A 26,902-nucleotide genomic window follows, 5' to 3' on the forward strand; every position below is an offset into this window, starting at 1 on the left:
AATCTCCACTGATCAAACAACCTCTGAGGGAGTGCAATGTGAAAATTGTCGAAGTGACGCAACATGATTTCAATGAATGGCTGAATTTAGCGTTGAAACTCTGGTCAGACGATTTTGCTGAAGCAATGCAGATTACTTTGACAGAAATTCTCCAATCCCCTCGTCAGGCAGGTTTCCTGATTAGAAATGATGCTGGAACCGCGATCGGTTTTATGAATCTTTCGCTTCGATCGGACTATGTACCAGGGGCGAGTCGCAGCCCGGTTGCTTATATCGAAGGAATTTATGTGGAAGATGAATACCGCAAACAGGGAGTCGGTACGGCTTTAATTCACTATGCCGAACAGTGGGCACTGGAGCATGGCTGTGTAGAACTCGCTTCAGACGCTTTACTCGACAACGCTATAAGCCATGAATTTCACAGCAAAATGGGGTTTCAGGAAGTAGAACGGGTTGTCGCCTACATCAAACCCATTCTTTAAACTCATTCCTTTGCCCAACGAATGCTGTTCTCGCTCCGCCACTCCCCCATAATAAAAGAAGAAATGTAAACAGATGTTTCACGGGGTATCGGTAGCGCATCATGGCGAGAGATCTACGCGAATTTTTGCAGTTGCTCGAAGATCGGGGACAGCTCCGACGCATCAAAGCCCTCGTCGATCCGAATCTAGAGATCTCCGAGATCAGTAACCGGATGCTGCAATCAGGTGGACCCGCGCTGCTGTTTGAAAATGTGAAAGGCGCAGATTATCCGGTTGCAATCAACGTGATGGGAACCGTGGAGCGCATTTGCTGGGCGATGAATATGGAGCGTCCTGAGGAACTGGAAGCTCTCGGCAAAAAGCTGGCGTTGCTCTATCAGCCCCGTCCTCCCAAAAAGATTTCGCAGGCGATCGAGCTGGGTCAAGCGTTATTTGACGTGATTAAAGCAAAGCCTGGACGCAATTTCTTTCCACCCTGTCAGCAAGTTGTCCTGAAGGACGATCAGGTGGATTTAACCAAACTCCCGCTGCTGCGCGTCTATCCCGGTGACGCAGAGCGTGTGATTACGCTGGGCTTGATGATCACCAAAGATCCGGAAAATCGCACCGTAAATGTGGGTGTCTATCGCTTGCAGCTTCAGTCCAAAAATACGATGACCGTACAGTGGCTCTCGATTCGGGGTGCAACCCGTCACCTCCGAAAAGCGGCAGAGCGGGGTCAAAAGCTGGAAGTCGCTGTGGCTCTGGGGGTTGATCCACTCCTGATCATGGCAGCCGCGACTCCGATTCCGGTGGATCTATCTGAATGGCTGTTTGCCGGACTCTACAGCGGCGAAGGCGTAAAGCTGGCAAAGTGTAAAACGATCGACTTAGAAGTCCCCGCAGATGCAGAGTTTGTCCTGGAAGGCACGATTACTCCAGGCGAAACGGCGATCGACGGTCCCGCAGGTGACCACATGGGCTTTTATGGCGGCATCAATGAAAAAGCTCCCCTGATTCGCTTCCATACCGTGACGCACCGCAAAGATCCGGTTTACATGACCACGTTTAGCGGTCGTCCACCCAAAGAAGACGCAATGATGGCACTGGCTCTAAACCGCATCTACACCCCCATTTTGCGGCAGCAGGTTCCCGAAATTGTGGATTTCTTCCTGCCGATGGAAACCCTGAGCTACAAGGCGGCAGTCCTGGCGATCGACAAGGCATATCCCGGTCACGCAAGACGGGCAGCAATGGCTTTCTGGAGTGCCCTGCCCCAGTTCAACTACACGAAATTTGTGATCGTGGTGGATAAGGACATTAATATTCGCGACCCGCGTCAGGTGGTCTGGTCGATCGCCTCCAAGGTTGATCCGGGACGTGATGTGTTTATCCTGCCCGACACCCCTTTCGACTCCCTCGACTTTGCCACCGAAAAAGCAGGACTGGGCGGACGGATGGGCATTGATGCTACCACCAAAATTCCGCCAGAAACCGATCGCTACTGGCATGAGCCGCTTCAATCTGACCCCGATACTGCCGCAATGGTTAATCGACGCTGGGCGGAATACGGCTTAGCCGATCTGAAACTGGATGAAGTGAATCCGAATCTGTTTGGCTATGACATTCGCTAACCGCTGAAGGGATTTTGGAGCAGTGTTCTAGTTTCTACATCGCCTTCTAAATCCCCCAACGCTGGGGGACTTTGATCCTTTGGTAGTTCCTTAGAGAGGAGCGAATTCATGCTGCAATTCAGCAGTGCCCGGTCTACTGGAGCGCAGGATTTTCTGAAAGTGAACTGTCTCTTTTGAGCCGCCGCTCTTTAGAGTGGATGAGAATCGATCGCGCAACGGAAGGGGACAGAACCATGTTGAATACAATTTTTGTCAACGCAATCTTGATCAACGCCTGTCGTCGCCAAAGCATTGATGGCTCATATCGAAAAGCTTGAAATAAATAGCGCAGAGCAATTAGATTACTCCGGCGCGATCGACTCACTTCCGCCGCTCTTAACCCCAGATAAAAATATAAGTTGCTAAAACTCTGGTTTTTGAGGGATTGAATTGACTCAGTAGCTTCTGTAAAACAGCGATCGAGAATCCGCATGCAGTTTCTTTCGATTCCCTTGACATTGGTAGACGCAGACCCAGGTGAAATGCGATATAAAACTTGAACTTGGGGAACACAAACAAACGAATAATGAGCAGCAAGCCGGAGCCACATATCCCAATCTTGCGAATTGCTCAACGATGCATCAAAGTTTCCAATTTCCGAGAATGCCCGCTTACAAATGAGCGTATTGGAACCGTTTTCAATGAAGTTCATTAACAGCAGTTTTGCATAAACATTGCCGCTGTGTTTCGCATGGCAGCCTTTACGATAAAAGCGATCGGCTTCGTCAATATAATCAGTCCAGCTATAGGCAACTGCTGCTTCCGGGTGAGTTTGTAAAGCATGAAGCTGCAACTCTAACTTCTTCGGCGTCCAAACATCATCTGCGTCAAGCAGTGCAATGTAATCCCCAGATGCCTGCTCAATACCACGATTTCGAGTGGCAGACGAACCCGCGTGTTCACAGGAAAATACTTTGATGCGAGGATCGGAAAAACGCTTCGCAATCTCTAACGTTGCGTCTTTTGATTCATCATCAACGATGAGCAGCTCAAAATAGGTGTAAGTCTGGATTAAGACTGATTGAATTGTTCTTTGAATTGTTGCCTCAGCATTATAAGCCGGAATCACAATTGAAATGAGCGGAGGTGAAATGGAAGGAGGATTAATCATTGCTCTACTAACTCGCAATTGAGTTTATCTTGGTTTATTAGCACCGCTATTTCCCCGGAGATAAATTGGACTCATGAGAATGCTGAGATACAGTTCCATTTCGCAAGCAGCAACTATATCTGTTTTGAGCTGAGCGCGATATTTGAGAAAGTGAGAAATGAGCTTGTGTAAATCTTTCCCTAAATAAGCAAACAGCATGAAGGGTTTTTGCCACGGTTTGAGGCGGCTCATGCGAATCACCGATCGCGATAATCCAATCCCGCGTAAACAAGCTGCTAAATAGGCTTGTTCGAGTCGCCAAGCGGGAATTTTATGCCTCACCTGCATCTCCGGGTTGTACCAGATTTCCCAGCCCGACCGCTGAATATAGTTAAGTACTTCGGTATCTTCTCCCGCTAACATCGAACCCTGTACGCGGCCCACTAGAGCGGTCGTGCCCGGTACAGCTTGTAACCAGGCGTTTTTTCGCACGGCTAATCCGGCTGAAGGCGGCAACATTCGCTTTGACGGTTCATAACAATAAGCCTGATTGCCTCGTTCCACGATCGCCAGAAATGATTGAATTCGCTTGAAATTAGGCGGCGGGGCAACTTCAAATTCACCGTGAATCTGGCTGCCAAACGCGCCTGCCTGAGGATGGCTTTGAGCAAACTGATAGGCAGCAGCCACCCAGTGTTTATCCGGCAAGTTATCGTCGTCCAAGAATCCAATCAGGTCGCTCTGTGCCTCCTGAATAGCAAGCTGTCGGGCAAAGGCAGCCCCCTGACGTGGCTCAAGCACATACCACAGCGGACAGGGAAAATCAGAAGCTTGGTAGTCGGCAATCACCTGAGCGGTTCGATCGCGGCTGTTGTTATCTACCACGATCACTTCCCAGACTAACTCTGCAGGGACTACTTGCAATCGAAGACACTGCAACACTTCGGGCAATCGCTGTTCGCTATTGTAGGTCGGAATTGCGACTGTGAAATTTACCATAAAGCAGGAGCAGGATTGGATGAGTGGAGGTGTCCTTAAGCATTCCCGGCTTTGAGGTAATCGGAACTTTATGTAGAACTCTGCGATTTGTTACGGCTTCTCAGCGATCGCCAATCTCGTTGCAGACAAATATTACAAATCAAGCAAATCGTGTAAATAAAATGTTGTCAAATCAAACATTCTATGCTTCTGGAGAGAATCAAACTTATCCTCATCCACCTGCCGTTATACATCCCTGAGGAAATGTATTACAAAATATTGCGACGTGCCTAAGAATATGAACTAAATGCCTGACAATAAATCGGGAAGATGACTGAGGATAGACCACTGAGGGGCTAGTAATCAGACACCTTTATTTCAGGCACCTTTCTGGTGTACGCCAGTATAAACATTCCTGGTACATTTTGCTTTTTGGAGGAATCCATCAATGAGTATTGTCACGAAGTCAATCGTGAATGCTGATGCTGAGGCTCGCTATCTCAGCCCTGGTGAACTGGATCAAATTCGTGGTTTCGTTACCTCGGGTGCACGTCGCCTACGGATTGCTCAGGTTCTGACCGAATCTCGTGAGCGCATCGTGAAGCAAGCTGGCGATCAGCTCTTCCAAAAGCGTCCTGACGTTGTTTCTCCCGGTGGCAACGCATACGGCGAAGAAATGACTGCAACTTGCCTGCGCGACCTCGACTACTATCTCCGCCTCGTCACCTACGGAGTCGTTTCCGGTGATATAACCCCGATCGAAGAAATCGGTATCGTGGGTGTTCGCGAGATGTACAAGTCTCTGGGTACTCCGATCGATGCAGTAGCTGAAGGCGTTCGCGCAATGAAGAATGCTGCTCTGTCGATGATGTCCGGTGAAGATGCTACTGAAGCTGGCTCTTACTTCGACTACGTTATCGGCGCAATGCAATAAGAGTTCCCGCACTGAGCTATTTTTGCTTCAGTTTGGAAAACTCATCCCTCTTTCAATTTTCTATCTTGACCCACAAGATTACGTTTTAAGGAAGCGAGATCATGCAAGACGCTATTACCTCTGTAATCAACTCAGCTGACGTTCAGGGCAAGTACCTGGATACCTCAGCAATGGAGAAGCTGAAGAGCTACTTCTCCAGCGGTGAACTGCGCGTTCGTGCAGCAACCACCATCAGCGCAAATGCTGCTGCAATTGTGAAAGAAGCTGTGGCGAAGTCTCTGCTGTACTCGGACATCACCCGTCCCGGCGGCAACATGTACACCACCCGTCGCTATGCTGCCTGCATCCGCGACCTCGACTACTACCTCCGCTATTCCACCTACGCCATGCTGGCTGGAGATCCTTCCATCCTGGATGAGCGCGTGCTGAATGGTCTGAAGGAAACCTACAACTCGCTGGGTGTACCGATCGCTGCAACCGTGCAGTCAATCCAGGCAATGAAGGAAGTCACCGCTAGCCTGGTGGGTGCTGATGCTGGTAAGGAAATGGGCGTTTACTTCGACTACATCTGCTCTGGCTTGAGCTAATTTTCAGCTTTGGTTTTGAGCTTTAGATTCGATCGTTCTGTTTTAGTTGAACAGTGCCTTGGATTTAGGGCTGAAGGCTAAAGACTCACAGCTTGAATTTCCTGGAAGTCTGGGAAGTCTAGAGTGAGTGTTAGGCAGTCAGGGGCGGCTCACAGAGCGAGCTGAGACGGTCTAAGATTGATTCTGGACTCCCAGATTTTGATTAGGATTCAACCTACTGTTTCCGACTTTTCAGGAGAGAACACGATGCGGATGTTTAAAGTAACGGCTTGCGTTCCCAGCCAGACGCGAATTCGCACTCAGCGGGAACTGCAAAATACCTACTTCACCAAGCTCGTTCCCTACGACAACTGGTTTAAGGAACAGCAGCGCATTCAGAAGATGGGCGGCAAGATTGTCAAAGTTGAATTGGCAACTGGCAAACCCGGCATGGATGTAGGTCTGAAGTAATTCTTCAAATTTTTCACAACAAGCTATCAGGTTTATTTCGCATTTGTCGTCATTAAACCTGCACAATCTGGGCAGTGCCGCTCAACAACCAGGCTAGCTTAGTCGGTTTTGCGAGGTAGTGCCCACTTTGTATTTTTATACTTTTTATTGTATGTGCCGTCTTAAATGCTTCTAATAATACTTCTAATCGCTAATACTTCTAATTACTAATACCTTTAATCGCAAAATAAATCCTAATCGCACAGTAAATCGACTAACGCGATATTCTACGACTTCCGTTTTCCTATCGAACTGATTTGTCTCGGGATATTGGAACTGCTCAGTCTTTAGTGGCTGTTACGGCTCAACCCTTCCCGGCAGCAACTCATTTAGTAAGAAATTATTAAGCCTGGGCTGCTCAAAAACACGATCGTTATACTAAAGACGGTAAAGGCGATTCCTGTATGACAAGTGTTCCAGTTGTCCAGCAAGATTTTTCGTTTACCCAGGGAATCCGTTCCGCAAGATTTCTTCAGTGACCTTAATTGCCTTAGTGTTCTGAAACTGATCATCTGAAATTCATCGTCTGAAATTTACTGTTTGAAGTTTATCACCTGAAATTTATCGAGGCGGTTTTTAGCTTTCCGTTCTTCTGGGTATCAACGCTGAATTCACCCACGTTTCCTTTTTTGGGGCTACAGATAAGGCAGCAGTATTCTTTTCCTTCCAATTTGCACACCCTAAAATTTTCACTTCCTATGCTTACTATTATTGGCTGCGGTAATCTAAATCGATGTGATGATGCAGTGGGCGTTATTGTCGCTCAGCGTTTACAGAGCTTTCTTAACCGATATCCCCGATCGGATGTAGGTGTGTTTGACTGCGGTACGGGCGAAACCGATGTGATGGTTCAGGCAAGAGGCAGCAATACGCTAATTATTATTGATGCCTGCACTACGGGTTCAGAGCCAGGAGCCGTCTTTACTATGCGGGGCGCAGAGCTAGAAAGCTTACCAGAACCGGGGCACAGCCTGCACAACTTCCGTTGGGATCACGCGCTGGCAGTCGGACGTAAAATGATGGGAAAAGACTTTCCTAAAGACATCACCGTGTATTTAATTGAGGCAGATCAGCTTAATTTGGGATTAGAACTGAGTCCGGTGGTGAAATGTGCAGCTGCGAAAGTGTTTGATGCGATCGTGGAATCGCTGCCCGTTATGAGTTATGCTTAACCGCGCCGAAACCGCCGATTGAACTCCGCGACGCGCTGCTCCCACTGCTGGCAGTATTGCTTCAGCGTGTCTGCCTCTAGCCAGAACAGCTCTGCCGGAGATTCAGGAACCGCAACCACGATCGCTGCTGCCTCCAGCTCAATGCCCTGATCGGCATAGGAAAAGTTAAATGCGCTGTAGTAAGCTGCCAATTGCAGGGGGGCATCGTTCAGCCGATCGAGACTTTTGCGGGGGCGATCGGCAGTTTTCCAGTCGAGAATGCAGGGTGTGCCGGAATAGCTGGCAACGCAGTCAATTTTTCCAGCGTAGCCCAAATCATAGTGAAACACGCAGCTTTCCACCAACCGCACCTGATCGACCTGCTGCAACACGGGTGAGAGGCTGTCCCAGTAGGGTTGTACGGTTTCAGGACGGGGAACATCCTGACTCAGCAAATAGTGCTTAATGTGTTTGTGAGTTTGGGTACCGCGTCGGCTGGCATTGCCTGAAATTCGTTTGGCTTCTTCTGCCCCCACTCGATCGCGCCAGTTCATAAGTGCCTGACGAGCTTCGGGAGGCTTGGTCGCGTTCAAAATCGTTGTCACGCTGGGGAGCCGTCTTCCTTCGGCACCTACAAAGTAGCTCTGCCCCCGCTCGCGGACAGACTTGGCAGAATACACGGGTAAAAGCTGGGGAACCGGGAGCATATTCAAGAAAACGGCTCAGGAAAATTGCTTCATATCAAGCAACCGACGGATTGCCTGCAGCAGATGATCAGGATCGATCGGTTTAGACAAATGGAGCTGAAAGCCTGCCGCCATTGCCTGCTGGTAGTCGTATTCGGCAGCATAGGCAGTAAGGGCGATCGCCGGAACCTGTCCACCCTGCTTCGGAGACAACTGACGGATTTGTTTCAGCAACGTATAGCCATCGATCCGAGGCATTCCAATATCGCTGATTAGAACATCGGGAACCGTCTTGAGCAGAATCGTCAGCGTTTCTTTGGCAGAGCTAGCTAGTATGACGGTTGCCCCTGCTTCTTGCAGCAAGGTGCTGACGTATTCGCGCATATCGGCTTCGTCATCTACAGCAAGCACACAAATGCCTTTGAGCGGCTCAGCATTGGCAATCATCGGCGGCGGGGCGGGTTCTGCCAGCACCAGCGCATCGGACTGAATCAGCGGTAAACAAACAGTAAACGTTGTGCCCTGCCCTTCTCCAGCACTCTCAACGCTGACCGTGCCGCCATGGAGTTCCACCAGATGCCGCACGATTGCTAGACCCAGCCCTAAGCCGCCAAAGGTGCGCGTGATCGAGCTGTCTGCCTGCCGAAAGTAGTCAAACACATGGGGCAGGAAGTCGGGGTGGATACCTTTTCCGGTGTCGGTAACAGTGAGTTGGGCGTAGGGGGTAGGGGGTGAAAAGGGAGAGGAGGAATGCTCGGCAGTTTTACCCGCTTGGCCACTTCCCATCTCCCCATCGCTCCCCGCAATGCGCTCTAGCTTCACTTCAACTCTGCCCCCATTAGGTGTGAATTTGACAGCGTTGGAGAGCAGGTTCCAGGCGATTTGCTGAAGGCGGGCTGCGTCGCCCGTAATCTGGTAGAGGGCAGGTAATGGGGCGAATTCGATTTGAATTGCTTTTGCTTCGGCAGCAAGCTGCACGGTTTCGATCGCCGCCTCAACCACATTGACTAGATCGATGGGAGTCATTTGCAGACTCATCTTGCCGCGCAGAATTCGGGAGACATCGAGCAGGTCTTCGATCAGCTGGGTTTGCAGTTTGGCGTTGCGTTCGATCGTTTCCAGGGCGCGGTCGGTGGTGACGGCATCAAAAGCGCGGGTTCGCAGTAGTCTAGTCCAACCGAGAATCGGGTTGAGGGGCGATCGCAGTTCGTGGGACAGCACGGCGAGGAATTCGTCTTTGATCCGGTTGGCGGTTTCGGCTTGCTGTCGGGCAGCCTGTTCCTGGGCGAGCAGCTTTTCGCGTTCGGCTTCGGCGCGTTTACGGGCAGTTAGATCGACGTAAAAGGAAACAATCTCGGTTTGTTCGTCATACGGCTCATTCATAAACGCAGAGCCAATCAAAACCGGAACGCGGGAGCCGTCTTTGCAAATGTATTCTTTTTCAAAGGGAGTGCTAACGCCGCGCTGCCGCAGTTCTTGTCCGGCGGCCATATCAAGCGGTAGGTATTCGGCGGGGGTCATATCGAGCCAGCGAATTCGTCCGGCTTTCAGATCCGATCGCTCATAGCCCGTCATTTTCAGGAAATAATCGTTGGCATCCACAATATTGCCGGAAAAGTTGCCAAACGCGACCCCAAAAATATTGGATTCGGCAAGGCGACGAAATCGCTGTTCGCTGGTGCGGAGGGCTTGTTCTGCCTGCTTCGCTTCGCTGATATCGGTATGCACGCCGACCCACTCCAGCAGATTGCCGGACTCATCGAATACGGGCACTGCTCGAACCGAAAAATAGCGGTAGCTCCCGTCTGCAATTCTCACCCGATGTTCACTTTCAAAGGTGCTGCGGGTTGCCACTGCCTCGGTCCACTGTATCCTGACTCGCGATCGATCCTCGGGATGAATCATTACCAGCCAGCCTGCGCCCAGATAATTTGGAAAGCTTTGTCCCGTCAGGCGTTCCCAGGAGGGCTGCGCCATTTCGACTTCTCCATGGGCTTCGGTCGTCCAGACGGCTTCTGCCGAGGCCAGAGCCAGCGATCGATAGCGGGCTTCTGACAGTTTGCGATCGGCAACTTCCTGTTCTAGCAAGCGATTGGTAAGTTCTAGCTCGATCGTGCGCTGAATGACTCGCCGCTCCAGATCGTCGTTGAGCGATTCGAGTTCTGCCTGAGCAGTTTGAAGCTGAGCCGTTCGCGACTGCACATGCTGTTCGAGTTCCTGGTTCAGCCGATTGATTTCTGCGGCTGCTCGATCTCGTTCTGCTTCAACCCGGACGCGATCGGTAATGTCAAACGTGAAGGCAAGAATCTGCTGGATTTCGCCCTGTTCATCCAGCATCGGCACGTATTTAATAATCATGGTGAAGGGGTCGGTCTGGGGCAGCGTGAAACTGCACTCGATCGACTGCATCTGTCGGGTTTCAACCGTTTTGAGCAGCGTAGGTAAATAGGCTTGCGTCACTTCTTCTGACCAGAGATCTTCATCGCGTTTACCGAGCATCTCTGCCAGCGTCAGATCGGCTCGGCGCAGTCCGGTCTCGTTGACATACTCAAATCGCCGCTCTGCATCGTAAACCACAAATACATCTGGCAAACTGTTGACTGCCAGCCGCAGTCGTTCTTCGCTCTGACGCAGGGCGGCGGCTGCCTCTTTGCTAACCGTAATATCAGTCGTGATGCCATTAATGCGATCGGGCTGTCCCTGCTCGTTTCTCACCACATAGCCCCGATCGCGAACCCAGCGAACCTGCCCATCAAGGCGGCATAGCCGATATTCTATGTCAAACTGATCGATCGATTGCTGCTGATACAGTGCCTGATCGAGTTCAATCAGGCGCGAGCGATCGTCTGGGTGAACGCAGCTTAGCCACAGATCAGACTGCTGCAAAAAATCCTGCATCGGCAAACCACAGAGTTGCTCGACGGAGGGAGTGGTATAAAGCAGCGCTCGCGTCTCAATATCGCGTGACCACAGTACATCTTGCACCGACTTCAGCACCGCGTTTAACTGAGACTGGCTTTCCTGAAGCTGTGCCTGAATCTGCTTGCGTTCTGCTTCGCGGTGCTTTGCCATGGTAATGTCCCGCATCACGCCAATCATGCCGCTCGCATTGCCATCGCTGTCTTTGAGAACGGTGACCGAGGATTCGACAAAGAGCCGATCACCCTTTGCATTAAAGTGCAAGATCTCGCCGCGCCAGTACCCCTGGGTGATCAATGTTTGAGCCGCACGCTGCCGATCGCCCGGATGAAGCCACTCGTACTGCACGACCTCAGCCAGCGATCGTCCGACAACTGCCTCGGCGGGCAAGCCATACAGTTTTGCCGCACCTCCATTCCAATAAGTGATTTGCTCTTGCCGATCCACGGCAACAATAGCATCATTCACCTGCGACAAAAGCTGAAGCTGAAAATGAAGCTGCTGCTCATATTCCTGACGGCCCGCTTCAAGTTTTTTTGCGGCAGTCATATCCAGGAAGTAGGCTGCAATCCCTGTTGAACTAGGATAAATATGAACCGAGAACCAGCGATCGAGCGAGGGATAATATTCCTCGTATTGGGCAGGTTTTTGCGATGCGATGACGCGCAGGGCAGCACGGTATGCTTTGGTTCTCCGTAGTTCTGGAAAAATCTCCCAAACACTCTGTCCCAGAAGCTGCTGGCGCGGTTTGCCTAGAAGCTGTTCTGCCCTGGCATTAATGTAGGTATATCGCCAGTTGCGATCGATAATGATGAATCCATCAGTCGTCAGTTCAAAGAACTGTTCCAGTGGAAGCTGCTCTAGCGGCTCGGTTTCCTGGTTTCTTCCCCGATTTTGATCCTGGTCGAGATTGACTTGACTGTACCAAATCTTTTTCTGGAGCTGGCTTTGACGATCGGACTGCCGATTCTGGGCTGAATTGCTTTGGCTCAGATCTTCCTGGCTCAGATCATCCTGGTCTGGATTACCCTGCTCTAGCGTGTTTTGATAGGTGCTGTTCTGATTAATGTTGTTCTGATTGGTGTAGCAGGGCTTCAGCCAGCGAAATCGATCGCTCAACAGCATTCCCACACACGCCACCGTCAAATGTGAAGTGATCTGATGAGAAGGCGGGGAACCAGGATTCCAGAATTCATCAATGAAGGCAGTCAAAGTACGTTCAAAGACCGGATCAAAGGCAAAGGGTGAATACCGATCGCAAAGCCACGTAACCGCAGCAGAAGGTAGAACCAGACTGCCAAAGAACTGAAATTGCTGAGCAAGTTTCCACATGAAAGGCGAGCCAGAAGACTTATCTCTTTTTATAGATGATTCTTCGCTAGAAGAGTTTACTGTGAATTTAAGTCAGCCTGTAGACAGAGCAGTTTAGCGATGCAGTTTAGCGATCGATCTTAGCGAGGCAGCACGGTAAAGAAAACAAGCCAAACAGTTAAAGCCATGACGGTAAACATAAGTAGCTCTCCTGATGCTGGATAAATCTGATGTTGAACAAATAATGCTGGTTTGGTGGAAATGAGAAGCCGAAGTCGAAGCAATTTTTTAAGCGATCGTTTTTTAGCAACCGTTACTTGCTCAAACTTGCTCGCTTAAACCTAACTAACCCAAAGTGTTACTCGCGCAACCCATACTACAGTGAAATATAAGTAGTGAAATACAAGCAGGGAGATAGAAGGACTAACCCAACAGAATGCGGTTGTAAACGAACAGAGACAAAACTGGAATTGCGATCGCTATGGTCATCAGAGCCATAGTCATGGAAGTCGTTATTAAGGCAGTTATTAAAGGAAAAGTAATTAGCATAGCCGTAAAGTGATTTCCAGAATGCTGTTATTTTGTGGGATTACCCTGCTGCTGCACCTCTGCCCGACTGCTCAATCGTGCCTCAGTCTGTGGTGATAAATGTTTCTACGTCAGCATTCGTTTGCTCTTTATTTAGAACCAGCGATCGGATCTGTCTAATGGTCAGGCTAATGGCCAGGAATGCAGTATTTCATTCGTAATATAGAGCACATTTGATTAAATTTTCGCTAAAAAAGAATTAGTGTAGCTGAGAGGGCAGTTCACGGTGACTGCATCCTACAACCCAATTCTGGTCATTTTTTCGATCCTGTTGGCGATTGTTGCAGGTTATACTGCGCTCGATCTGACTGGACGAGTCAATGCGTCGGCGGGGGTTGCTCGAAAACTCTGGCTGGTGGGTGGCGCAGTCGCACTAGGCGTTGGCATCTGGGCAATGCACTTCATCGGGATGCTGGCGTATCGCCTGCCGCTGCCAATGACCTATGACGTGCCGATCGTTTTATTTTCGCTGGTGGTGGCAGTCGTGGCTTCGGGCGTGGTGCTGTCGATCGCCAGTCAGCCTAAACTCGATTGGAAACAGCTTGCAGTTGGCAGCCTAATCTTGGGAACGGGTATTGCATCCATGCACTACACAGGCATGGGAGCTTTGCGGCTGGCAGCAATTCCGCGCTATGACTGGCGATGGGTGCTGCTGTCGATGCTGATCGCTATTGGAGCATCGTTTGTGGCTCTGCTGCTGTCATTTAAGCTGCGAAGTGCAATTAACCTGGGCGGAACGCTGCGAAAGCTGATTGGGGCGATCGGGTTAGGCAGCGCGATTTATGGAATGCACTATGCTGCAATGGCTGCCGTTCACTTTCAGCCAATGCCTACTGCGGTCTTTCAATCTGAAGAAAAACTGGAAAATTTGTGGCTGGCAGGGCTGATCGGGTTAGCTGCGCTGGTGATTCTCATCCTGGCACTAACGGCTGCATTTATGACGCGCCGCCTTAGTGTTGAGCTTGCCAGAGCCGAGGCACTGCACGAAAGCGAAGCCCGATTTCGATCGCTCGTGCAAAACGCCTCTGACATCATTGCGGTGATCGGGGCAGACCTGCAAGTGACTGACGTAAGTTCCTCGATCGAGCAAATTCTAGACGATTCGCCGCAAAACTGGATCGGCAAAAAAGCATTTGAACTCGTGCATCCCGACGATGTGGGCAAAGCAATTCATCTGCTCCAACAGGCGATGCAAAGCAGTTCTCCCGCTGGGACGATCGCCAAAGCGCAAACCATTCAGCGAACACAGCTTCGCTTGCAGCACAAAGATGGTTCCTGGCGCGATTTTGAAGTGCTTGCCAATAGTTTGCTCAACGAACCTGCTGTTCAGGGAATTGTGATGACCTGCCGCGATATTACTGCTGCGAAGCACCTTGAAAAAATCCGCCTGCGCGTCGAAGCCGAACGAGAACAGTTGCTTGCAAGCGAGATGCTGGCACGAGGTTCCGCTGAGGTGGCAAACCGCCTCAAAGATGAGTTTCTCGCAACCCTGTCCCACGAACTGCGAACTCCTCTCAACGCGATGATGGGCTGGGTTCAGCTTTTGCAAACCCGCAAGCTCGACGAAGCCACCGCCAGCCGCGCCCTGGAAACGATCGATCGCAACACCCGCGCTCTGAGCCGTTTGGTCGAAGATGTGCTGGATGTATCGAGCATTATTACAGGCAAACTGCGAGTCGTCGTCTATCCGGTCGAGTTAGTTTCAGTGATCCAGTCTGCTCTCGATGCAGTGCGCCCTGCCGCAACCGCCAAACAAATCCAGCTAGAGTCCATGCTCGACCCTACTGCCGGACCCATCCTGGGCGATGCCGATCGCCTTCAGCAAATCGTCTGGAACCTGCTCGCCAATGCCATCAAATTCACGCCCAATGGGGGCAGAGTTGAAGTGAAGCTAGAGCATGTTGGGGAAAGCGATGGAGAGATGGAGAGCAGTCAAGGGAGCACAACGACTGCCGAGCATTCCTCTTCTACCTCTTCACTCCCTTCCCCCTTATCCCCTCACATCCCCATTCCCTCATCCGTTCCTTCATCCCTTTCCTCGTCCACCCCCTACGCCCAACTTACCGTCACCGACACCGGAAAAGGCATCCACCCCGACTTCCTGCCTTATGTATTCGATCGCTTTCGGCAGGCGGATGGCTCAACGACACGCACCTTTGGTGGTTTAGGGCTGGGTCTGGCGATCGTGCGGCATTTGGTGGAACTCCACGGCGGCGCGGTCAGCGTTGAGAGTGATGGGGAAGGCAGAGGATCTACTTTTAAGGTCAATCTGCCAATTAGCAGTGTGAACCTGTCTCCTTCTGAACTGGAGCAGGGCGATCGATCGAGTCCTGTTCAGAATTCATCTAGTCAATTGTCGGTGCTGGAAGATTTGCGGGTGCTGGTTGTGGACGATGAGCCAGATGCCAGAGAACTGCTGAGGGCAATTCTAGAGCAGGACGGCGCGATTGTTGAAACCGTTGCTTCTGCTGCGGCAGCACTGCAAGCGTTGCCCCACTTTAAGCCTCATATTGTGATCAGCGACATTGGAATGCCCGAGGAAAATGGTTATGCTTTGATTCGGCAGGTGCGAGGTCTGGCGGCATCGGCAGGTGGACAAACTCCAGCGATCGCTCTGACTGCCTATGCAGGACATGAAGATTATCAGCAAGCTCTACAGGCAGGCTTCCAGCGGCACCTTGCTAAGCCGATCGATCCGGCTGATCTAGTTAAAGCTGTGGCAGAGGTAGCGGGACGGGCGTTAATTTATTAATCCGATATTAATCCGAATGATGATTATCAATTTGTACCGGGCAACAGGATAGCGATACCGGGCAATAGGACATTTTAAGGTCTAGCTAAATTTGCTGGCTAACTTCCGTCAGTTAACTTTAAGGTTTGCCATTTCACTCTTTAAATTCTGTAAGTGTTGAGTAATGCAAAGATTTCTGCGCTCTAGAGAATTTAAAAGCAGGAAAGCGAACGACGCAAACCGACAAACTTGGGTCAGAGCGATAAACTTGTTCAGGAAATTTTTGCATCGTTTAGAATGGCGGAAATACCCGACCTCACAGCATTGGTTTCTCCTATCGTAGAAGAAATGGGGCAAATGCCTTCTGGTGAAGTTAGAAATCGGGGGGCAGTTGAGAAGTGTTTTCCTTATGTTTCTTTGACTGCTTCGATCGCAGATGCCATTGAAGTGATGCAGCAAGCTAAAACGGACTATGTTTTAGTCGTTGATAACTTCGAGCAGTCTGCGGATTTGCTCTGTTCTGAAGAATCTGCTTTGAGCCAATCGACCGCGATCGAAACGCTGGGACTGCTGACGCAGCAAGCGATCGTGCAGGAAATTGCGGCGTCGGGCAATTTGTCGTCCTGTGATCTGACGGCACTGCCGATTCGATCGATCGTGCAGCCCGCCCTAACCCTGAGCGAAGCCGAGGCAGAGGATCTATCGCAGGTTTTTCTGATGTTTCAACAGCATCAGTTGAGCCATTTACCTGTTCTAGACGCTGTTGGGCGGGTCAGCCGGGTGCTCACAATGAGCGATGTGAGAGATACCTGTATGCGGCTGTACGCAGAACAGGAAGTGGAAATTCAGCACAACACTGGACAACTGCGCCTTGTGATTGAGTTTGAGGCAATTTTGCGGCGAATTGTCGATCACATTCGCAGTTCGCTCGACGAAGCGCGGATTCTCCAGACGGCGGTAGAAGAACTGGGCGCAGGCTTAGGCATTAACTCCTGCAACATCGCGCTGTATGACCTAGAGCAGGGCACTTCCACGATTCTTTATGAGTACAACCCTCCGGTAATTCCGTTTCGCGGTCGTACGGCACGGCTTGCCAACTATCCCGAATTCTATGACCAGCTTCTGCAAGGGCAGAGCCTTCAGTTTTGCAATTTGCAGCCTAACCCGATTCGCGGACGGCGAGCGATTTTGGTGTGCCCGATTTTCGATGACCGTCAGGTTTTGGGGGATATCTGGCTGATCAACGATCGGGACTACAGCTATCGCTCCTATGAAATTCGGCTGGTGCAGCAGGTGGCAAACCAGTGTGCGATCGGCTTACGGCAGTCGCGGCTGTATCAGGCAGTGCAGCAGCAGGTTGAGGAACTGACCCGCCTGAATCTGCTGAAGGATGATTTCTTGAGTACAGTTTCCCACGAACTGCGGAGTCCGATCACCAATGCAAAAATGGCAGCTCAAATGCTAGAAATCGTGCTTCAAAAGGCAAATATGCTCAATCCTGAGTTACCTAGGCCGCTCGATCGCTATCTGCAAATTCTCAAAGACGAGTGCCAGCGCGAAATTAGCCTGATTAACAACCTGCTCGATCTAACTCGCCTGAATGACGAATCGGAGCCGCTGCGGCTAACTGCGGTTGATCTCTCGCTGCTCATTCCTCAAATCACACAAGGCTTTTTAGAGCGCATCCAGAACCAAAATCAAGAGCTAATCTATAAATTGCCGCCTGATCTGCCGCTTGTGCAAACCGAGGTTACTGCGCTAGAGCGGGTTCTGATCGAACTGGTGAATAACGCCTGCAAATACACGCCGCCCCAGGAAAAAATCATTATCCGAGTTCAGGTTGCTCCACAAACGCTGCAAATCTCGATCTGTAATACGGGCATCGAAATTCCTGAAGCAGAGCGCAGTCGCATCTTCGATCGGTTTTATCGCATTCCGAACAACGATCCCTGGAAGCACGGCGGTACGGGATTGGGCCTAGCACTGGTGCGAAAACTGACGGAACGCTTGAAAGGAACGATTTGCCTTCAGGTCGGGTCCAATCAAACCACTTTTGTGATTGAGTTGCCCAGGGCGATCGAGGAGTAGGAGAGAAGTAGGAACAGATTGATGCGATCGATTTGACGCGACCGATCCCACAAACTGCTCTCTCGCCCCCAATTCAGGGAAAATCTCTCCTACGGGTTCTCAAAGTCTGCCAAAACCTGGGGCATTTCGGGGGCGGAGTAGAACTCCTAATTCTTCTCAAACACCCCCTCAAACCTTAACTGCCAATCTCTGCCAAAATATCAGTCGCGTGGCTTGCCGTGTCTATGGTTGAGTAAACTTTCGCAATTTTGCCCGACCCATCAATCACATAAGTAACTCGCTTTGAGTAGCCGCCGCCGTCTACATCGTATGCCTTGGTGATCTTGCCATCCACATCTGCTAACAGCGGAAAGGGCAGATTGTACTTTTGGGTAAATGCCTGGTGAGAGGTTTCGTCGTCCATGCTCACGCCAAACACGGTGATATCTTTGCCTTGATAGTCGCTGTAGTAGTCGCGAAAACCGCAGGCTTCTTTGGTGCAGCCAGGAGTGTCATCTTTGGGGTAGAAATACAGCACGACGGTCTTTCCGGCATAGTTAGACAGCGTGACGGTGTTGCCGTGGGTATCTTTGACGGTGAAATTGGGTGCAGTTGCGCCTTCGGTAAGCGGCATCGTCTTGTCTCCTTTTCGAATGCGGATAGACAACCAAAAATCTTAACCTAGTTTGGGTACAGGCTGGTGAATGCGCTGGTGATTGACCGATCGCCTCATGCACGCTGAATGCATTATCAACGCACCATTAATGCGCCTTCATCCAAGTAAAGTAAAAAGTCGCTCCCTGACCGATATCCGATTCGACCCAGACTCGACCCCCGCGCATTTCAACAGTTTTTTGCACTACTGCCAGTCCGATTCCGGTTCCTTCCACCTGATCGCGGGCTTCAAGCCGCTGAAAAATGCCCCAAATTTTGGGTTGATATTCGGGCACAATTCCTGCACCGTTATCGGCAACGGCAAATTCATAAAAGTGATCCTGCTCGCGCACGCGAATCTCGATTTTGGACGGGTGTTTGGACTGTTGCAGTTCTTCCCCAGTTTTGGGATGAGGGACTTGCCCGTACTTCAGCGCATTGCTGATCAGATTGAGGAAAACTTGCTCTAGTGGCACTCTTTCCGTGATCAGCGTTGGCATTTCGGGCTGAATAATAATTTGCACTTCCGGCGGGGGAGACAATAGCTCGATCGTTTCCTGCAAAAGCTGCTGAACGCTGAGCCGCTCCAGTTTCCCCTTAAATCGTCCTGCCCGCAATACTGCAAGATCCCATCGATTAAGCCTTCCATCCGATGCACCCGCCCCCGCAGCAGTTTCATTTGCTGACATGCATCGCTGGTCAGAATGTCTTCCAGGTCTTCTTCTAGCCAGGTCGAAAGGTTGGCGATCGCCCGTAAAGGAGCTTTTAAATCGTGAGAAGCAATATAGGCAAACTGATCGAGTTCTCGATTGCTAGCTTCCAGGGCGCGGGTGAGCTGCAATAGTTCCTCTGCCTTGCGTTCAACTTCCTGCCGCGATCGAACCTGATCGGTCACATTAACTGCATGAACCATGATCCCGTAGACCTGATGGTTTGCGTCAAATAGCGGCTGGTAAACGTAGTTCCAGAAGCTCTCTTCGATTTTACCGTCGCCATTGTGATCGAAAACTGCCCGCTCCTCGCGCCCCCCATAAGCCTCACCGCTTTCATACACCCGATCGGGCAGCTCGTAAAAGCCCTGCTGATTAAGGACAGGCAACGCTTCTCGCACCGGTTGCCCAATACAGTCTTCTCCCACCAGTGAACTGCTGAAACAGAGCATTTGCCGTTTGGATTACATGATTAGAACCGTGTGTTATCCAGATGGCAGCCGGAGCCCGAGCAAACACGCCCTGAAGTTCTGCTCGCGCTGCCTGAGCTTCTGCCAGAGCCTGATCGCGCAGTTCTTGTTCCTGTTTTTGATCGGTGATATCCCGTGATACGCCAACGATTTCAACGACCTGTCCGGTGATGTCAAAAATGGGCGATTTGATCGTGTGGAAAAAGCGAACTTCACCGTCAGCGCGAACATTCGATTCTTCTGAAACTTCGATCGGCTGTCCTGAGGCAAACACTTCAGCATCAGTATCAGAATGCAGGGTGTAGTGGAAGCGCAGTTCTTCGATCGTTTTGTCGTAGTAGTTCTGGGTTGCCTGGTTTGCATAAATTAGGCGGGAGTTGGGTGCGAGGCTGTAGACCATATCCTGCACCGAGTTGAGGATTTGGGCATAGCGATATTCGCTGTCACGCAGGGCAATTTCAATCTTTTTGCTATCGGTAATGTCGCTATGAATGCCAATCCATTCACGGACAGTGCCATCGGTTTCAAGGACGGGCACGGCTCGCACAGACATTCCGCGATACATACCATCCTGTCGCCGCAGTCGATGCTCAACTTGATACATCGTTTGGGTTGTCAGCGCATGATTCCAAGCTTGAGCGGTCTGAGCGCGACCGTCTGGATGAACTGCAGTGAGCCAGCCCCAGCCCAAATATTCTTCAAGCGATTGTCCGGTAAAGGCACTCCATCCCGGCTGCTCTGAAACGAATTCTCCGTTTGCTTTCGTATCCCAAACAATTTGCGATGTGGCTTCAACCAGCGATCGATAGCGTTCTTCGCTTTTTCGCAGGGCTTCTTTGGCAGTTTCGAATTCCTGTCGCTCCGCGCGTTCGCGCTGCAATTCCCGATGGCGTTCTTCGGCTTCTCTTTCTTTTATCTTTTCGTTTGTAATATCGAGCATGATACCGTGCAGCATTTGCGGTCTGTTCTGGCTATCTTTGATCACACGCACGATATCTTTTAGCCAGATAATTCGCCCATCGGCAGCGATCGCTCGATACTCAAATTCGTGGTCGCGTCCTTCCTTAGCGGCACAGAGGCAGAATTGAATGCTGCGACCCGATCCTTTGGATGCAGAAGTGTATCCTGCCAAAAAGTCAGTTCCGAAAGCCACTGCTGCACTGGATACCCCAAAATCTGCTCAGCTCGATCGCTGACAAACGTAAATTGCCAGGTCGCCAGATCCATTTCCCAGACGATCGCATCCAAATCTTGCAGCAAAGTAAAAAATCGATCGCGAACTGCTGTTTCTGTCTGAACTGTTTCTGCTTGGGCTGTTTCTGTCTGAACTGTTTCTGCCTGGGCTGTTTCTGTCTGAACTTTAGTCTGGAAAGCTTCACTGGATTGCATCGATACATCACCAGATACCCCAGACCGATTCATAATCCAATACTCCTTCGATCGCTGGCTCGATCAGTAATGATGCCAAAGGGATTATCGGCTACGGGAGTTAAAGCTACATCTATAAGGGGAGCGATGCTGCTGTGCTTCTTGCTCAGCTTGGAAGTCCCTCAGAATTGGGAGATTCAGGGGGGCTGCAAGATTTGAAACTTAAAACAGTAACCCCCCGAAACAGCACCTTCTGTAGAACAGTAGAACCAGGAAATCGTGCGAGTCTTTATTACAGGAGCCACGAGAAATGTTGGCGCAGAAACGATGCGGAGCCAGCATTATCCTAAAGTCGCGATCGTTGCTAGAGTACGGTCACCGCAGTCTGGAACTTTCGGCAGGCGGCTGCTCCTCTTGTCCAATCAGTTCAGGATAGGAAGGTGCAACAGGCAAAGATTTCATCTCGTTAGTGGCAATATGACCCAGATAAAATGCCCCTGCTTCAATATCCAGTGAATGGGCAGTTACATCTCCTTCCAGGCGACCTGTGCGCGTGAGCGTGAGCCGTCCTTCGGCAATCACTCTGGCTTTCACCACACCATGCACCACAATATTATTTGCTCGTAGCTCTGGACCTTCAACCAATCCCGACTGGGAAATTTCCATATCGCCCCGAACTTCCACTGTGCCATGCACAATGCCATCCACGCGCAAATTTCCCTCGACGTTAAGAACTCCCTGGATTTCGCAGGTTGAGCTGATGTAGGTCAATGAAGAAGACGGATTGCGCTTAAACATCCTTAAACCGTAAAAAACAACCATTAAAAAAGAAGAAATAATCTAGCCTGAGCGCGAGCCTCTTGAGGGTAGTCCAAGTATCTGGTATAGCAAGTATCCGGTATAGAACTATAGCCCATTCACACAAATTGACAAACAAAAAAATCCCCCGCTATTGGAGGGATTCATTGAGCCTAACCGTGAGAGATGCTTATAACAGCAGGAGAATTAACCGTTGATTACAGGAGCGGTCAGTGCAACCGGAGTTTCTGCACCCGCAGCCAGGTCAAGCGGGAAGTTGTGAGCATTACGCTCGTGCATCACTTCCATGCCCAGGTTGGCGCGGTTTAGCAGGTCTGCCCAGGTGTTCACCACCCGTCCCTGCGAATCCAGAATGCTCTGGTTGAAGTTGAAGCCGTTCAGGTTGAACGCCATTGTGCTGATGCCCAGTGCCGTGAACCAGATACCGACCACAGGCCACGCACCCAGGAAGAAGTGTAGTGCCCGGCTGTTGTTGAACGAAGCATATTGGAAGATCAACCGACCAAAGTAGCCGTGTGCAGCCACGATGTTGTAGGTCTCTTCCTCTTGCCCAAAGCGGTAGCCGTAGTTCTGCGACTCGTTTTCGGAGGTTTCCCGCACCAGCGAAGAAGTTACCAGCGAACCATGCATTGCAGAGAATAGCGAACCGCCAAAGACAGCTGCCACGCCCAGCATATGGAACGGGTGCATCAAGATATTGTGCTCTGCCTGAAATACGAACATAAAGTTGAACGTTCCAGAGATACCTAGCGGCATACCATCCGAGAACGAACCTTGTCCGATCGGGTAGATCAGGAACACTGCCGTTGCAGAAGCCAGCGGTGCAGAGTAAGCCACACAAATCCAGGGGCGCATTCCGAGACGGTAGGAAAGCTCCCACTGACGACCCAAGTAGCAGAAGCAGCCGATCAGGAAGTGGAAAACGACGAGCTGGTAAGGGCCACCGTTGTAGAGCCACTCATCCATGCTGGCGGCTTCCCAAATCGGGTAGAAGTGCAGACCGATCGCGTTGGACGACGGAATCACTGCACCCGTAATAATGTTGTTGCCATAAAGCAAAGAACCTGCCACAGGTTCACGGATGCCATCAATGTCCACGGGAGGAGCAGCGATAAAGGCAATGATGTAACAGATTGTTGCAGAGAGCAGCGTCGGGATCATGATGACGCCAAACCAACCGATGTAAACCCGGTTTTCGGTAGACGTAATCCAATCGCAAAAACGCTCCCACAGACCTGCGCCTTCGCGCTTCTGAAGAGTAGTTGTCATGATTGCTATGGTTTAAGAAATGATGCGATTAAATGTATGAGCAAGTGGAACCTCGCTGTCATTTATCGTAGGCGGAGTTGCAGAATTTGCCAAGAATGGTGATTCTTTGCAACAGTAATTTATGTACCGATATGAAGACAGATTTGAGTATTTAATCAATCTATTATTTCAATCTGTTTACAATTCAAATTCAGTACAAAATTGCGATCGATTGCTTCTAATTCAATTGGAATCAGGTAATTCACAATTTGCGTTGGGTGGTACATCGGAGCAGCTTCAGCACAAAGCAACTACATCAAAATCAAAAATAGCCGCTGAAACAAAAGAATTGCTTCAAATTTCAGCAAATTTTGTTCACAACTATTCACTCAGGTTTACAAACTAATGTGTCTAATTTGTGAGTCGGATTAAATTGCCCGGCAGGGGGCACTGCCATTAGTTACCCTGCTCCTGTAAATTTGCTTTTAGAGCAAGGAAAGTCAATCATTACAGCAATTTAATGAACTCTTGTAAGGGCTTTTCTCAGCAAACCTGTGACGATCGCCGGAGTCTCTAGGTGAGGTAAAACGCCTGCATCAGGAATCGTCCAAAACTCCCGAACTGCTCCAGAACTCAGCCCAGCAAGCCGTTTGCCTACAGCAGGACTGCCAAAGCGGGACTTCTCGCCCCAGACAAAGAAAGTCGGTACGTTGAGCTGCGGTAAATATAGCGACAAATCAAAACATAAGTCGCCCCTGAGCGAGGCTAGGGCTGCATAGTCCGCGTTAAGCTGCTGCGCTGAGGTGAGATACGCTTCCACCATTTCCTGCGTCACCCGTGATCGATTCGCAAAGAGAAACTGCTCTAGAAAATTACGCACCGCAAACTCATTTGCCGCGCCTGCGGAATACAGCAAGCGATCGATTCCTGGAATGCCTGCAATTTTCGCTGGAAGCCCGTTACCATAATTTGAATCAAAATCTGAATAGCCTGCGGGCGACACCAGAAACAGCGATTGAAACAGATCGGGACGCTGAATTGCTAATCGAATCACTAAACCCCCGGTGAGCGAAGCAGAGACGACCGTAGCAGGTGTGCCAATTTTTTCCAGCAGTTCCGTAATGACCTGAAAATAGTCTTCGGGCTGATAGTCTCGTATCGGATGGGTCGATCGTCCCCAGCCAATTAAATCGGGCGCGATCACCCGATAATCGGGCGCAAAAGCCGGATACACTTTTGACCACTCATAAGCCGACGAACCGCCACCCAAACTGTGCAGAAATACAAGCGGCGGCAAATCTTCTCCCACTTCAGGATGTCCGCGCCAGGGGCGATCGGTTGGGGTGTAGTAAACCATCACTCCCAGGAACGTGGTAATAATATGCTGCGTGAATCCGGGCGGCTGAAACTGAGGCATCGGCTTAAAGATTAATCGGCTTAAGGATTAACAGAATTTAAATCAACTAACTTCAAATCAACAAAATGAACCTACTTCAAATCAACAGAATGAACTTAGGGAGGGGCAAACGTTGGGAGGGCAAACGTCCCAAGCATAGCGGATTTCATTGAGGTTCGATCGCAGCCAAAACCTTATCCAGTTCGATATCTAAATTCAATATCTAATTCGATCGAGCCTTTTAACGGAACCCTTCGACGTACTGCTTTAGCTCTCTTGCCATGCGGCGTAAGCCCTGCTGCTCGTCCTGACGCAGAAACAGCAGAAAAACATGGGTCACGGCTCCCGAAAGGTTCTCCTGGTGAATGTATTTTGTGCGCTGGCGATCGATTTGCTGCAACTGGAAGACGCTCTCACTGCGAAATCCGGGCGCGGTATAAACCCATCTCAAACAGGTTTCAGGCTGGAGTAAGGTAATGTGCGGTTCAAATTCGGTTTCACTTTCTTCGCGCACCCGCCGCAGCGACAGGTGAACTTTTCTCCCCTGAGTAAAAGGCTTTCTGGGATTGCGATCGTACAGAAACGTGTTCCAATACAGCCATTTCTCTTTATGGATCAGGGCTTCCCAGACAACTGGCTTGGGTGCATTGATTTCGATTTCGGTGTAGAGACTGGGCATAGCTGCCGGAAAGTGCTGCGTGTTTCGTGTGCAAGGGTACAGTTTAACGGGTGAGCTGCCTCTTAGACTGGGCAGTGCATCACTGCAAGGACTAAGATTTCAATAGGATTTCGATCGCCAACGATTTAAGAGTTCCGCGAATTCCCACCGATGTAACGATAGGTTTTAGAGGATGTTTGAAAAGTCATCATGATGCCTCGAACCGCCCCCTCGTGGGTCAATCGGGTTAATCGGGTCAATTTTGGCGAGAAACCCACTTTAGGAGATTCAGATTAGGGAATTCAAAGTCCGCCAGTATTAAGGGGTTAGGGGGCAATGTAGGATATTAGACATTTTTCAAACATCCTGCTAATCTGCCGCTCCCATTGAATGACTTACTTTCGGCAACTTCCATTCAGCTGCGCCCACCCTTTAGCCACGTACGCATAGGAGCATTTAGCGATCGTATGGTCAGTCTGACACCCAACCCTAGCTATAGTTTAACGATTCGGATTCAGCTGCCCAACATTGCCGGGACGCTGGCTCCTGTGATTCAGGCGATCGCTGGGACAGGCGGAAATATTGGCCAGATTGATCTGATCGAAGTCAACCGCAAAACGCTTATCAGAGAAATTACCGTAGATGCATCGAGCGCAGATCATTCTGAGGCGATCGTTCACGCGATTAAAGACGTTCAGGGCATCAAGATACTGGATGTCTACGATCGCACATTCAGCCTGCATCGGGGCGGCAAGATCAGCGTGCAGAGCAAGATTTCGCTGAAGCGTCAAAGCGATCTGGCAATGGCTTATACGCCCGGAGTGGGGCGAATTTGTACGGCGATTGCCCAGCAGCCAGAGCGGGTTTATGAGCTGACGATTAAAAGTAATACGGTGGCGATCGTCACAGACGGCAGCGCAGTCCTGGGGCTGGGAAATCTGGGCGCAGCGGGGTCAATGCCTGTCATGGAAGGCAAGGCAATGCTGTTTAAAGAATTCGCCGGAATCGATGCCTTTCCTATTTGTCTGGCGACTCAGGATGTCGATGAGATTGTGCAGACGGTGAAGCATATTGCCCCGGTTTTTGGCGGTGTGAACCTGGAAGATATCAGTGCGCCGCGCTGCTTTGAGATCGAAGCCCGCCTGAAGCAGGAACTCGATATTCCCGTGTTTCACGATGACCAGCACGGTACGGCGATCGTCACTCTGGCAGCTCTGCTAAACGCGCTCAAGGTCGTTCACAAATCGATTGATCAGGTGCGAATCGTGATTAATGGGGCAGGTGCAGCCGGAATTGCGATCGCCCAGCTTTTGCAAACCGCAGGCGCAACCCGAATTGTAATGTGCGATTCACGCGGCATTCTCTCCACCGCTCGGACTGACCTGAACGACCAAAAGCGCAAGTTTGCCGTTTCGGAAAGCGGGTTGCTAGCAGATGCCATGATCAACGCAGACGTATTCCTGGGGGTCAGTGCGCCGGGCGTAGTCAGTGTTGAAATGGTCAAATCAATGGCAGACGAGCCGATTGTCTTTGCAATGGCAAACCCTATTCCCGAAATCCAGCCCGAACTGGTGACGGATTTAGTGGCAGTCATGGCAACCGGACGCAGCGACTACCCCAATCAAATCAACAACGTCCTGGCGTTTCCCGGTGTCTTTCGCGGAACGCTCGACTGTCGTGCCAAAACCATGACCACCCAAATGTTTCTTGAAGCGGCAAAGGCGATCGCCTCCCTAGTTAACCCAACTGACCTCAGCCGGGAACAAATTGTGCCCTCGGTCTTTGACGATCGGATCGCAATTTCAGTGGCGGCAGCAGTGCGTTATGCGGCAAGAGCTGAGGGCATTGCTCACGATTAAACCTGTCAAAGATTAAACCTGTAAAATAGGAAGGAATCAAAAGAGCTGGAAGTTT

At 50.5% G+C, this 26,902-nt stretch carries 22 protein-coding genes; 9 read left to right on the forward strand and 13 right to left on the reverse strand.

Features of this window, described 5'->3' with window-relative positions; translation table 11 throughout:
* Window positions 1–38 precede the first annotated feature (38 nt).
* Window positions 39–482, forward strand: coding sequence for an aminoglycoside 6'-N-acetyltransferase (gene aac(6') / locus NDA02_RS13135; protein WP_190790486.1), 444 nt, complete (start codon window positions 39–41; stop codon window positions 480–482).
* A gap of 101 nt (window positions 483–583) precedes the next feature.
* The gene (locus NDA02_RS13140) at window positions 584–2,095 is read left to right on the forward strand and encodes a UbiD family decarboxylase (protein ID WP_348255086.1); all 1,512 of its coding nucleotides are present in this window, start codon (window positions 584–586) and stop codon (window positions 2,093–2,095) included.
* A gap of 133 nt (window positions 2,096–2,228) precedes the next feature.
* Here the strand turns inward: NDA02_RS13140 and NDA02_RS13145 are convergent, their stop codons facing one another.
* Both NDA02_RS13145 and hpsE read right to left on the reverse strand, forming a co-directional pair.
* Entirely contained in the window at window positions 2,229–3,245 is a 1,017-nt protein-coding gene (locus tag NDA02_RS13145; RefSeq protein WP_190792751.1) for a glycosyltransferase, read from the reverse strand.
* A 24-nt stretch (window positions 3,246–3,269) separates the two neighbouring features.
* Complete coding sequence (gene hpsE, locus NDA02_RS13150) at window positions 3,270–4,223, reverse strand: hormogonium polysaccharide biosynthesis glycosyltransferase HpsE (RefSeq protein ID WP_190792750.1); 954 nt, start codon at window positions 4,221–4,223, stop codon at window positions 3,270–3,272.
* Between the two features lie 427 nt (window positions 4,224–4,650).
* Here hpsE and apcA point away from each other — a divergent pair, with 427 nt between their 5' ends.
* The 4 genes from apcA (at window position 4,651) to NDA02_RS13170 (ending at window position 7,384) form a co-directional block, all read left to right on the forward strand.
* A complete protein-coding gene (gene apcA, locus NDA02_RS13155) occupies window positions 4,651–5,136 on the forward strand; it encodes an allophycocyanin subunit alpha (protein ID WP_190792749.1) in 486 nt (161 codons plus the stop codon).
* Between the two features lie 101 nt (window positions 5,137–5,237).
* Window positions 5,238–5,723 carry an allophycocyanin subunit beta gene (gene apcB / locus NDA02_RS13160; RefSeq protein ID WP_190792748.1) on the forward strand — a complete coding sequence of 162 codons (486 nt, stop codon included), beginning with the start codon at window positions 5,238–5,240 and terminating at the stop codon, window positions 5,721–5,723.
* 246 nt (window positions 5,724–5,969) lie between these two features.
* The gene (locus NDA02_RS13165; RefSeq protein ID WP_190792747.1) at window positions 5,970–6,173 is read left to right on the forward strand and encodes a phycobilisome linker polypeptide; all 204 of its coding nucleotides are present in this window, start codon (window positions 5,970–5,972) and stop codon (window positions 6,171–6,173) included.
* Between the two features lie 737 nt (window positions 6,174–6,910).
* Window positions 6,911–7,384 carry a hydrogenase maturation protease gene (locus NDA02_RS13170; protein WP_190792746.1) on the forward strand — a complete coding sequence of 158 codons (474 nt, stop codon included), beginning with the start codon at window positions 6,911–6,913 and terminating at the stop codon, window positions 7,382–7,384.
* On the opposite strand, the gene NDA02_RS13175 is transcribed toward NDA02_RS13170, so the two are convergent.
* Together NDA02_RS13175 and NDA02_RS13180 are read right to left on the reverse strand one after the other, a co-directional pair.
* Window positions 7,381–8,070 (reverse strand): PD-(D/E)XK nuclease family protein, encoded by a 690-nt coding sequence (locus NDA02_RS13175; RefSeq protein ID WP_190792753.1) that lies wholly within the window; start codon window positions 8,068–8,070, stop codon window positions 7,381–7,383. The genes NDA02_RS13170 and NDA02_RS13175 overlap by 4 nt on opposite strands.
* Before the next feature lie 15 nt (window positions 8,071–8,085).
* The gene (locus NDA02_RS13180; RefSeq protein ID WP_190792745.1) at window positions 8,086–12,300 is read right to left on the reverse strand and encodes a PAS domain S-box protein; all 4,215 of its coding nucleotides are present in this window, start codon (window positions 12,298–12,300) and stop codon (window positions 8,086–8,088) included.
* A 793-nt stretch (window positions 12,301–13,093) separates the two neighbouring features.
* On the opposite strand from NDA02_RS13180, the gene NDA02_RS13185 reads away from it, so the two are divergent.
* Entirely contained in the window at window positions 13,094–15,619 is a 2,526-nt protein-coding gene (locus tag NDA02_RS13185; RefSeq protein WP_190792744.1) for an MHYT domain-containing protein, read from the forward strand.
* A 276-nt stretch (window positions 15,620–15,895) separates the two neighbouring features.
* Complete coding sequence (locus NDA02_RS13190) at window positions 15,896–17,686, forward strand: ATP-binding protein (protein WP_348247615.1); 1,791 nt, start codon at window positions 15,896–15,898, stop codon at window positions 17,684–17,686.
* Between the two features lie 175 nt (window positions 17,687–17,861).
* Here NDA02_RS13190 and NDA02_RS13195 read toward each other — a convergent pair whose 3' ends face one another.
* The 9 genes from NDA02_RS13195 to NDA02_RS13235 form a co-directional block, all read right to left on the reverse strand.
* Window positions 17,862–18,299, reverse strand: a complete 438-nt coding sequence (locus tag NDA02_RS13195) for a peroxiredoxin (protein WP_190793385.1) — start codon at window positions 18,297–18,299, stop codon at window positions 17,862–17,864.
* Between the two features lie 127 nt (window positions 18,300–18,426).
* Entirely contained in the window at window positions 18,427–18,843 is a 417-nt protein-coding gene (locus NDA02_RS13200; RefSeq protein ID WP_199296713.1) for an ATP-binding protein, read from the reverse strand.
* Window positions 18,807–19,418 (reverse strand): histidine kinase dimerization/phospho-acceptor domain-containing protein, encoded by a 612-nt coding sequence (locus NDA02_RS13205; RefSeq protein ID WP_206755099.1) that lies wholly within the window; start codon window positions 19,416–19,418, stop codon window positions 18,807–18,809. Before NDA02_RS13205 ends, NDA02_RS13200 begins: the two co-directional genes overlap by 37 nt.
* A complete protein-coding gene (locus tag NDA02_RS13210; RefSeq protein WP_348255112.1) occupies window positions 19,405–20,589 on the reverse strand; it encodes a PAS domain S-box protein in 1,185 nt (394 codons plus the stop codon). Before NDA02_RS13210 ends, NDA02_RS13205 begins: the two co-directional genes overlap by 14 nt.
* Window positions 20,499–20,921 (reverse strand): PAS domain-containing protein, encoded by a 423-nt coding sequence (locus tag NDA02_RS13215; protein ID WP_347277905.1) that lies wholly within the window; start codon window positions 20,919–20,921, stop codon window positions 20,499–20,501. Before NDA02_RS13215 ends, NDA02_RS13210 begins: the two co-directional genes overlap by 91 nt.
* Window positions 20,922–21,242: 321 nt before the next feature.
* Entirely contained in the window at window positions 21,243–21,665 is a 423-nt protein-coding gene (locus tag NDA02_RS13220; protein ID WP_190793383.1) for a polymer-forming cytoskeletal protein, read from the reverse strand.
* A gap of 207 nt (window positions 21,666–21,872) precedes the next feature.
* Window positions 21,873–22,955: a photosystem II q(b) protein gene (gene psbA, locus NDA02_RS13225; protein ID WP_190793382.1), complete on the reverse strand. Its 1,083-nt coding sequence runs from the start codon at window positions 22,953–22,955 to the stop codon at window positions 21,873–21,875.
* A gap of 496 nt (window positions 22,956–23,451) precedes the next feature.
* A complete protein-coding gene (locus tag NDA02_RS13230) occupies window positions 23,452–24,351 on the reverse strand; it encodes an alpha/beta hydrolase (protein ID WP_190793381.1) in 900 nt (299 codons plus the stop codon).
* A 220-nt stretch (window positions 24,352–24,571) separates the two neighbouring features.
* Window positions 24,572–25,009, reverse strand: a complete 438-nt coding sequence (locus NDA02_RS13235; RefSeq protein WP_190793380.1) for an SRPBCC domain-containing protein — start codon at window positions 25,007–25,009, stop codon at window positions 24,572–24,574.
* Between the two features lie 446 nt (window positions 25,010–25,455).
* On the opposite strand from NDA02_RS13235, the gene NDA02_RS13240 reads away from it, so the two are divergent.
* Window positions 25,456–26,847 carry an NAD-dependent malic enzyme gene (locus NDA02_RS13240; RefSeq protein WP_348247620.1) on the forward strand — a complete coding sequence of 464 codons (1,392 nt, stop codon included), beginning with the start codon at window positions 25,456–25,458 and terminating at the stop codon, window positions 26,845–26,847.
* Window positions 26,848–26,902: the final 55 nt, after the last annotated feature.

The sequence above is a fragment of the Leptolyngbya sp. ST-U4 genome (genome assembly GCF_039962215.1).
Lineage (GTDB): Bacteria > Cyanobacteriota > Cyanobacteriia > Elainellales > Elainellaceae > Leptolyngbya_A.

Coding starts and splice junctions, on each gene's coding strand:
- NDA02_RS13140 (WP_348255086.1), top strand. CDS start 584: ATGGCGAGAGATCTACGCGAATTTTTGCAGTTGCTCGAAGATCGGGGA.
- NDA02_RS13145 (WP_190792751.1), bottom strand. CDS start 3,245: ATGATTAATCCTCCTTCCATTTCACCTCCGCTCATTTCAATTGTGATT.
- hpsE (WP_190792750.1), bottom strand. CDS start 4,223: ATGGTAAATTTCACAGTCGCAATTCCGACCTACAATAGCGAACAGCGA.
- apcA (WP_190792749.1), top strand. CDS start 4,651: ATGAGTATTGTCACGAAGTCAATCGTGAATGCTGATGCTGAGGCTCGC.
- apcB (WP_190792748.1), top strand. CDS start 5,238: ATGCAAGACGCTATTACCTCTGTAATCAACTCAGCTGACGTTCAGGGC.
- NDA02_RS13165 (WP_190792747.1), top strand. CDS start 5,970: ATGCGGATGTTTAAAGTAACGGCTTGCGTTCCCAGCCAGACGCGAATT.
- NDA02_RS13170 (WP_190792746.1), top strand. CDS start 6,911: ATGCTTACTATTATTGGCTGCGGTAATCTAAATCGATGTGATGATGCA.
- NDA02_RS13175 (WP_190792753.1), bottom strand. CDS start 8,070: ATGCTCCCGGTTCCCCAGCTTTTACCCGTGTATTCTGCCAAGTCTGTC.
- NDA02_RS13180 (WP_190792745.1), bottom strand. CDS start 12,300: ATGTGGAAACTTGCTCAGCAATTTCAGTTCTTTGGCAGTCTGGTTCTA.
- NDA02_RS13190 (WP_348247615.1), top strand. CDS start 15,896: ATGGCGGAAATACCCGACCTCACAGCATTGGTTTCTCCTATCGTAGAA.
- NDA02_RS13195 (WP_190793385.1), bottom strand. CDS start 18,299: ATGCCGCTTACCGAAGGCGCAACTGCACCCAATTTCACCGTCAAAGAT.
- NDA02_RS13215 (WP_347277905.1), bottom strand. CDS start 20,921: ATGAATCGGTCTGGGGTATCTGGTGATGTATCGATGCAATCCAGTGAA.
- NDA02_RS13220 (WP_190793383.1), bottom strand. CDS start 21,665: ATGTTTAAGCGCAATCCGTCTTCTTCATTGACCTACATCAGCTCAACC.
- psbA (WP_190793382.1), bottom strand. CDS start 22,955: ATGACAACTACTCTTCAGAAGCGCGAAGGCGCAGGTCTGTGGGAGCGT.
- NDA02_RS13230 (WP_190793381.1), bottom strand. CDS start 24,351: ATGCCTCAGTTTCAGCCGCCCGGATTCACGCAGCATATTATTACCACG.
- NDA02_RS13235 (WP_190793380.1), bottom strand. CDS start 25,009: ATGCCCAGTCTCTACACCGAAATCGAAATCAATGCACCCAAGCCAGTT.
- NDA02_RS13240 (WP_348247620.1), top strand. CDS start 25,456: ATGGTCAGTCTGACACCCAACCCTAGCTATAGTTTAACGATTCGGATT.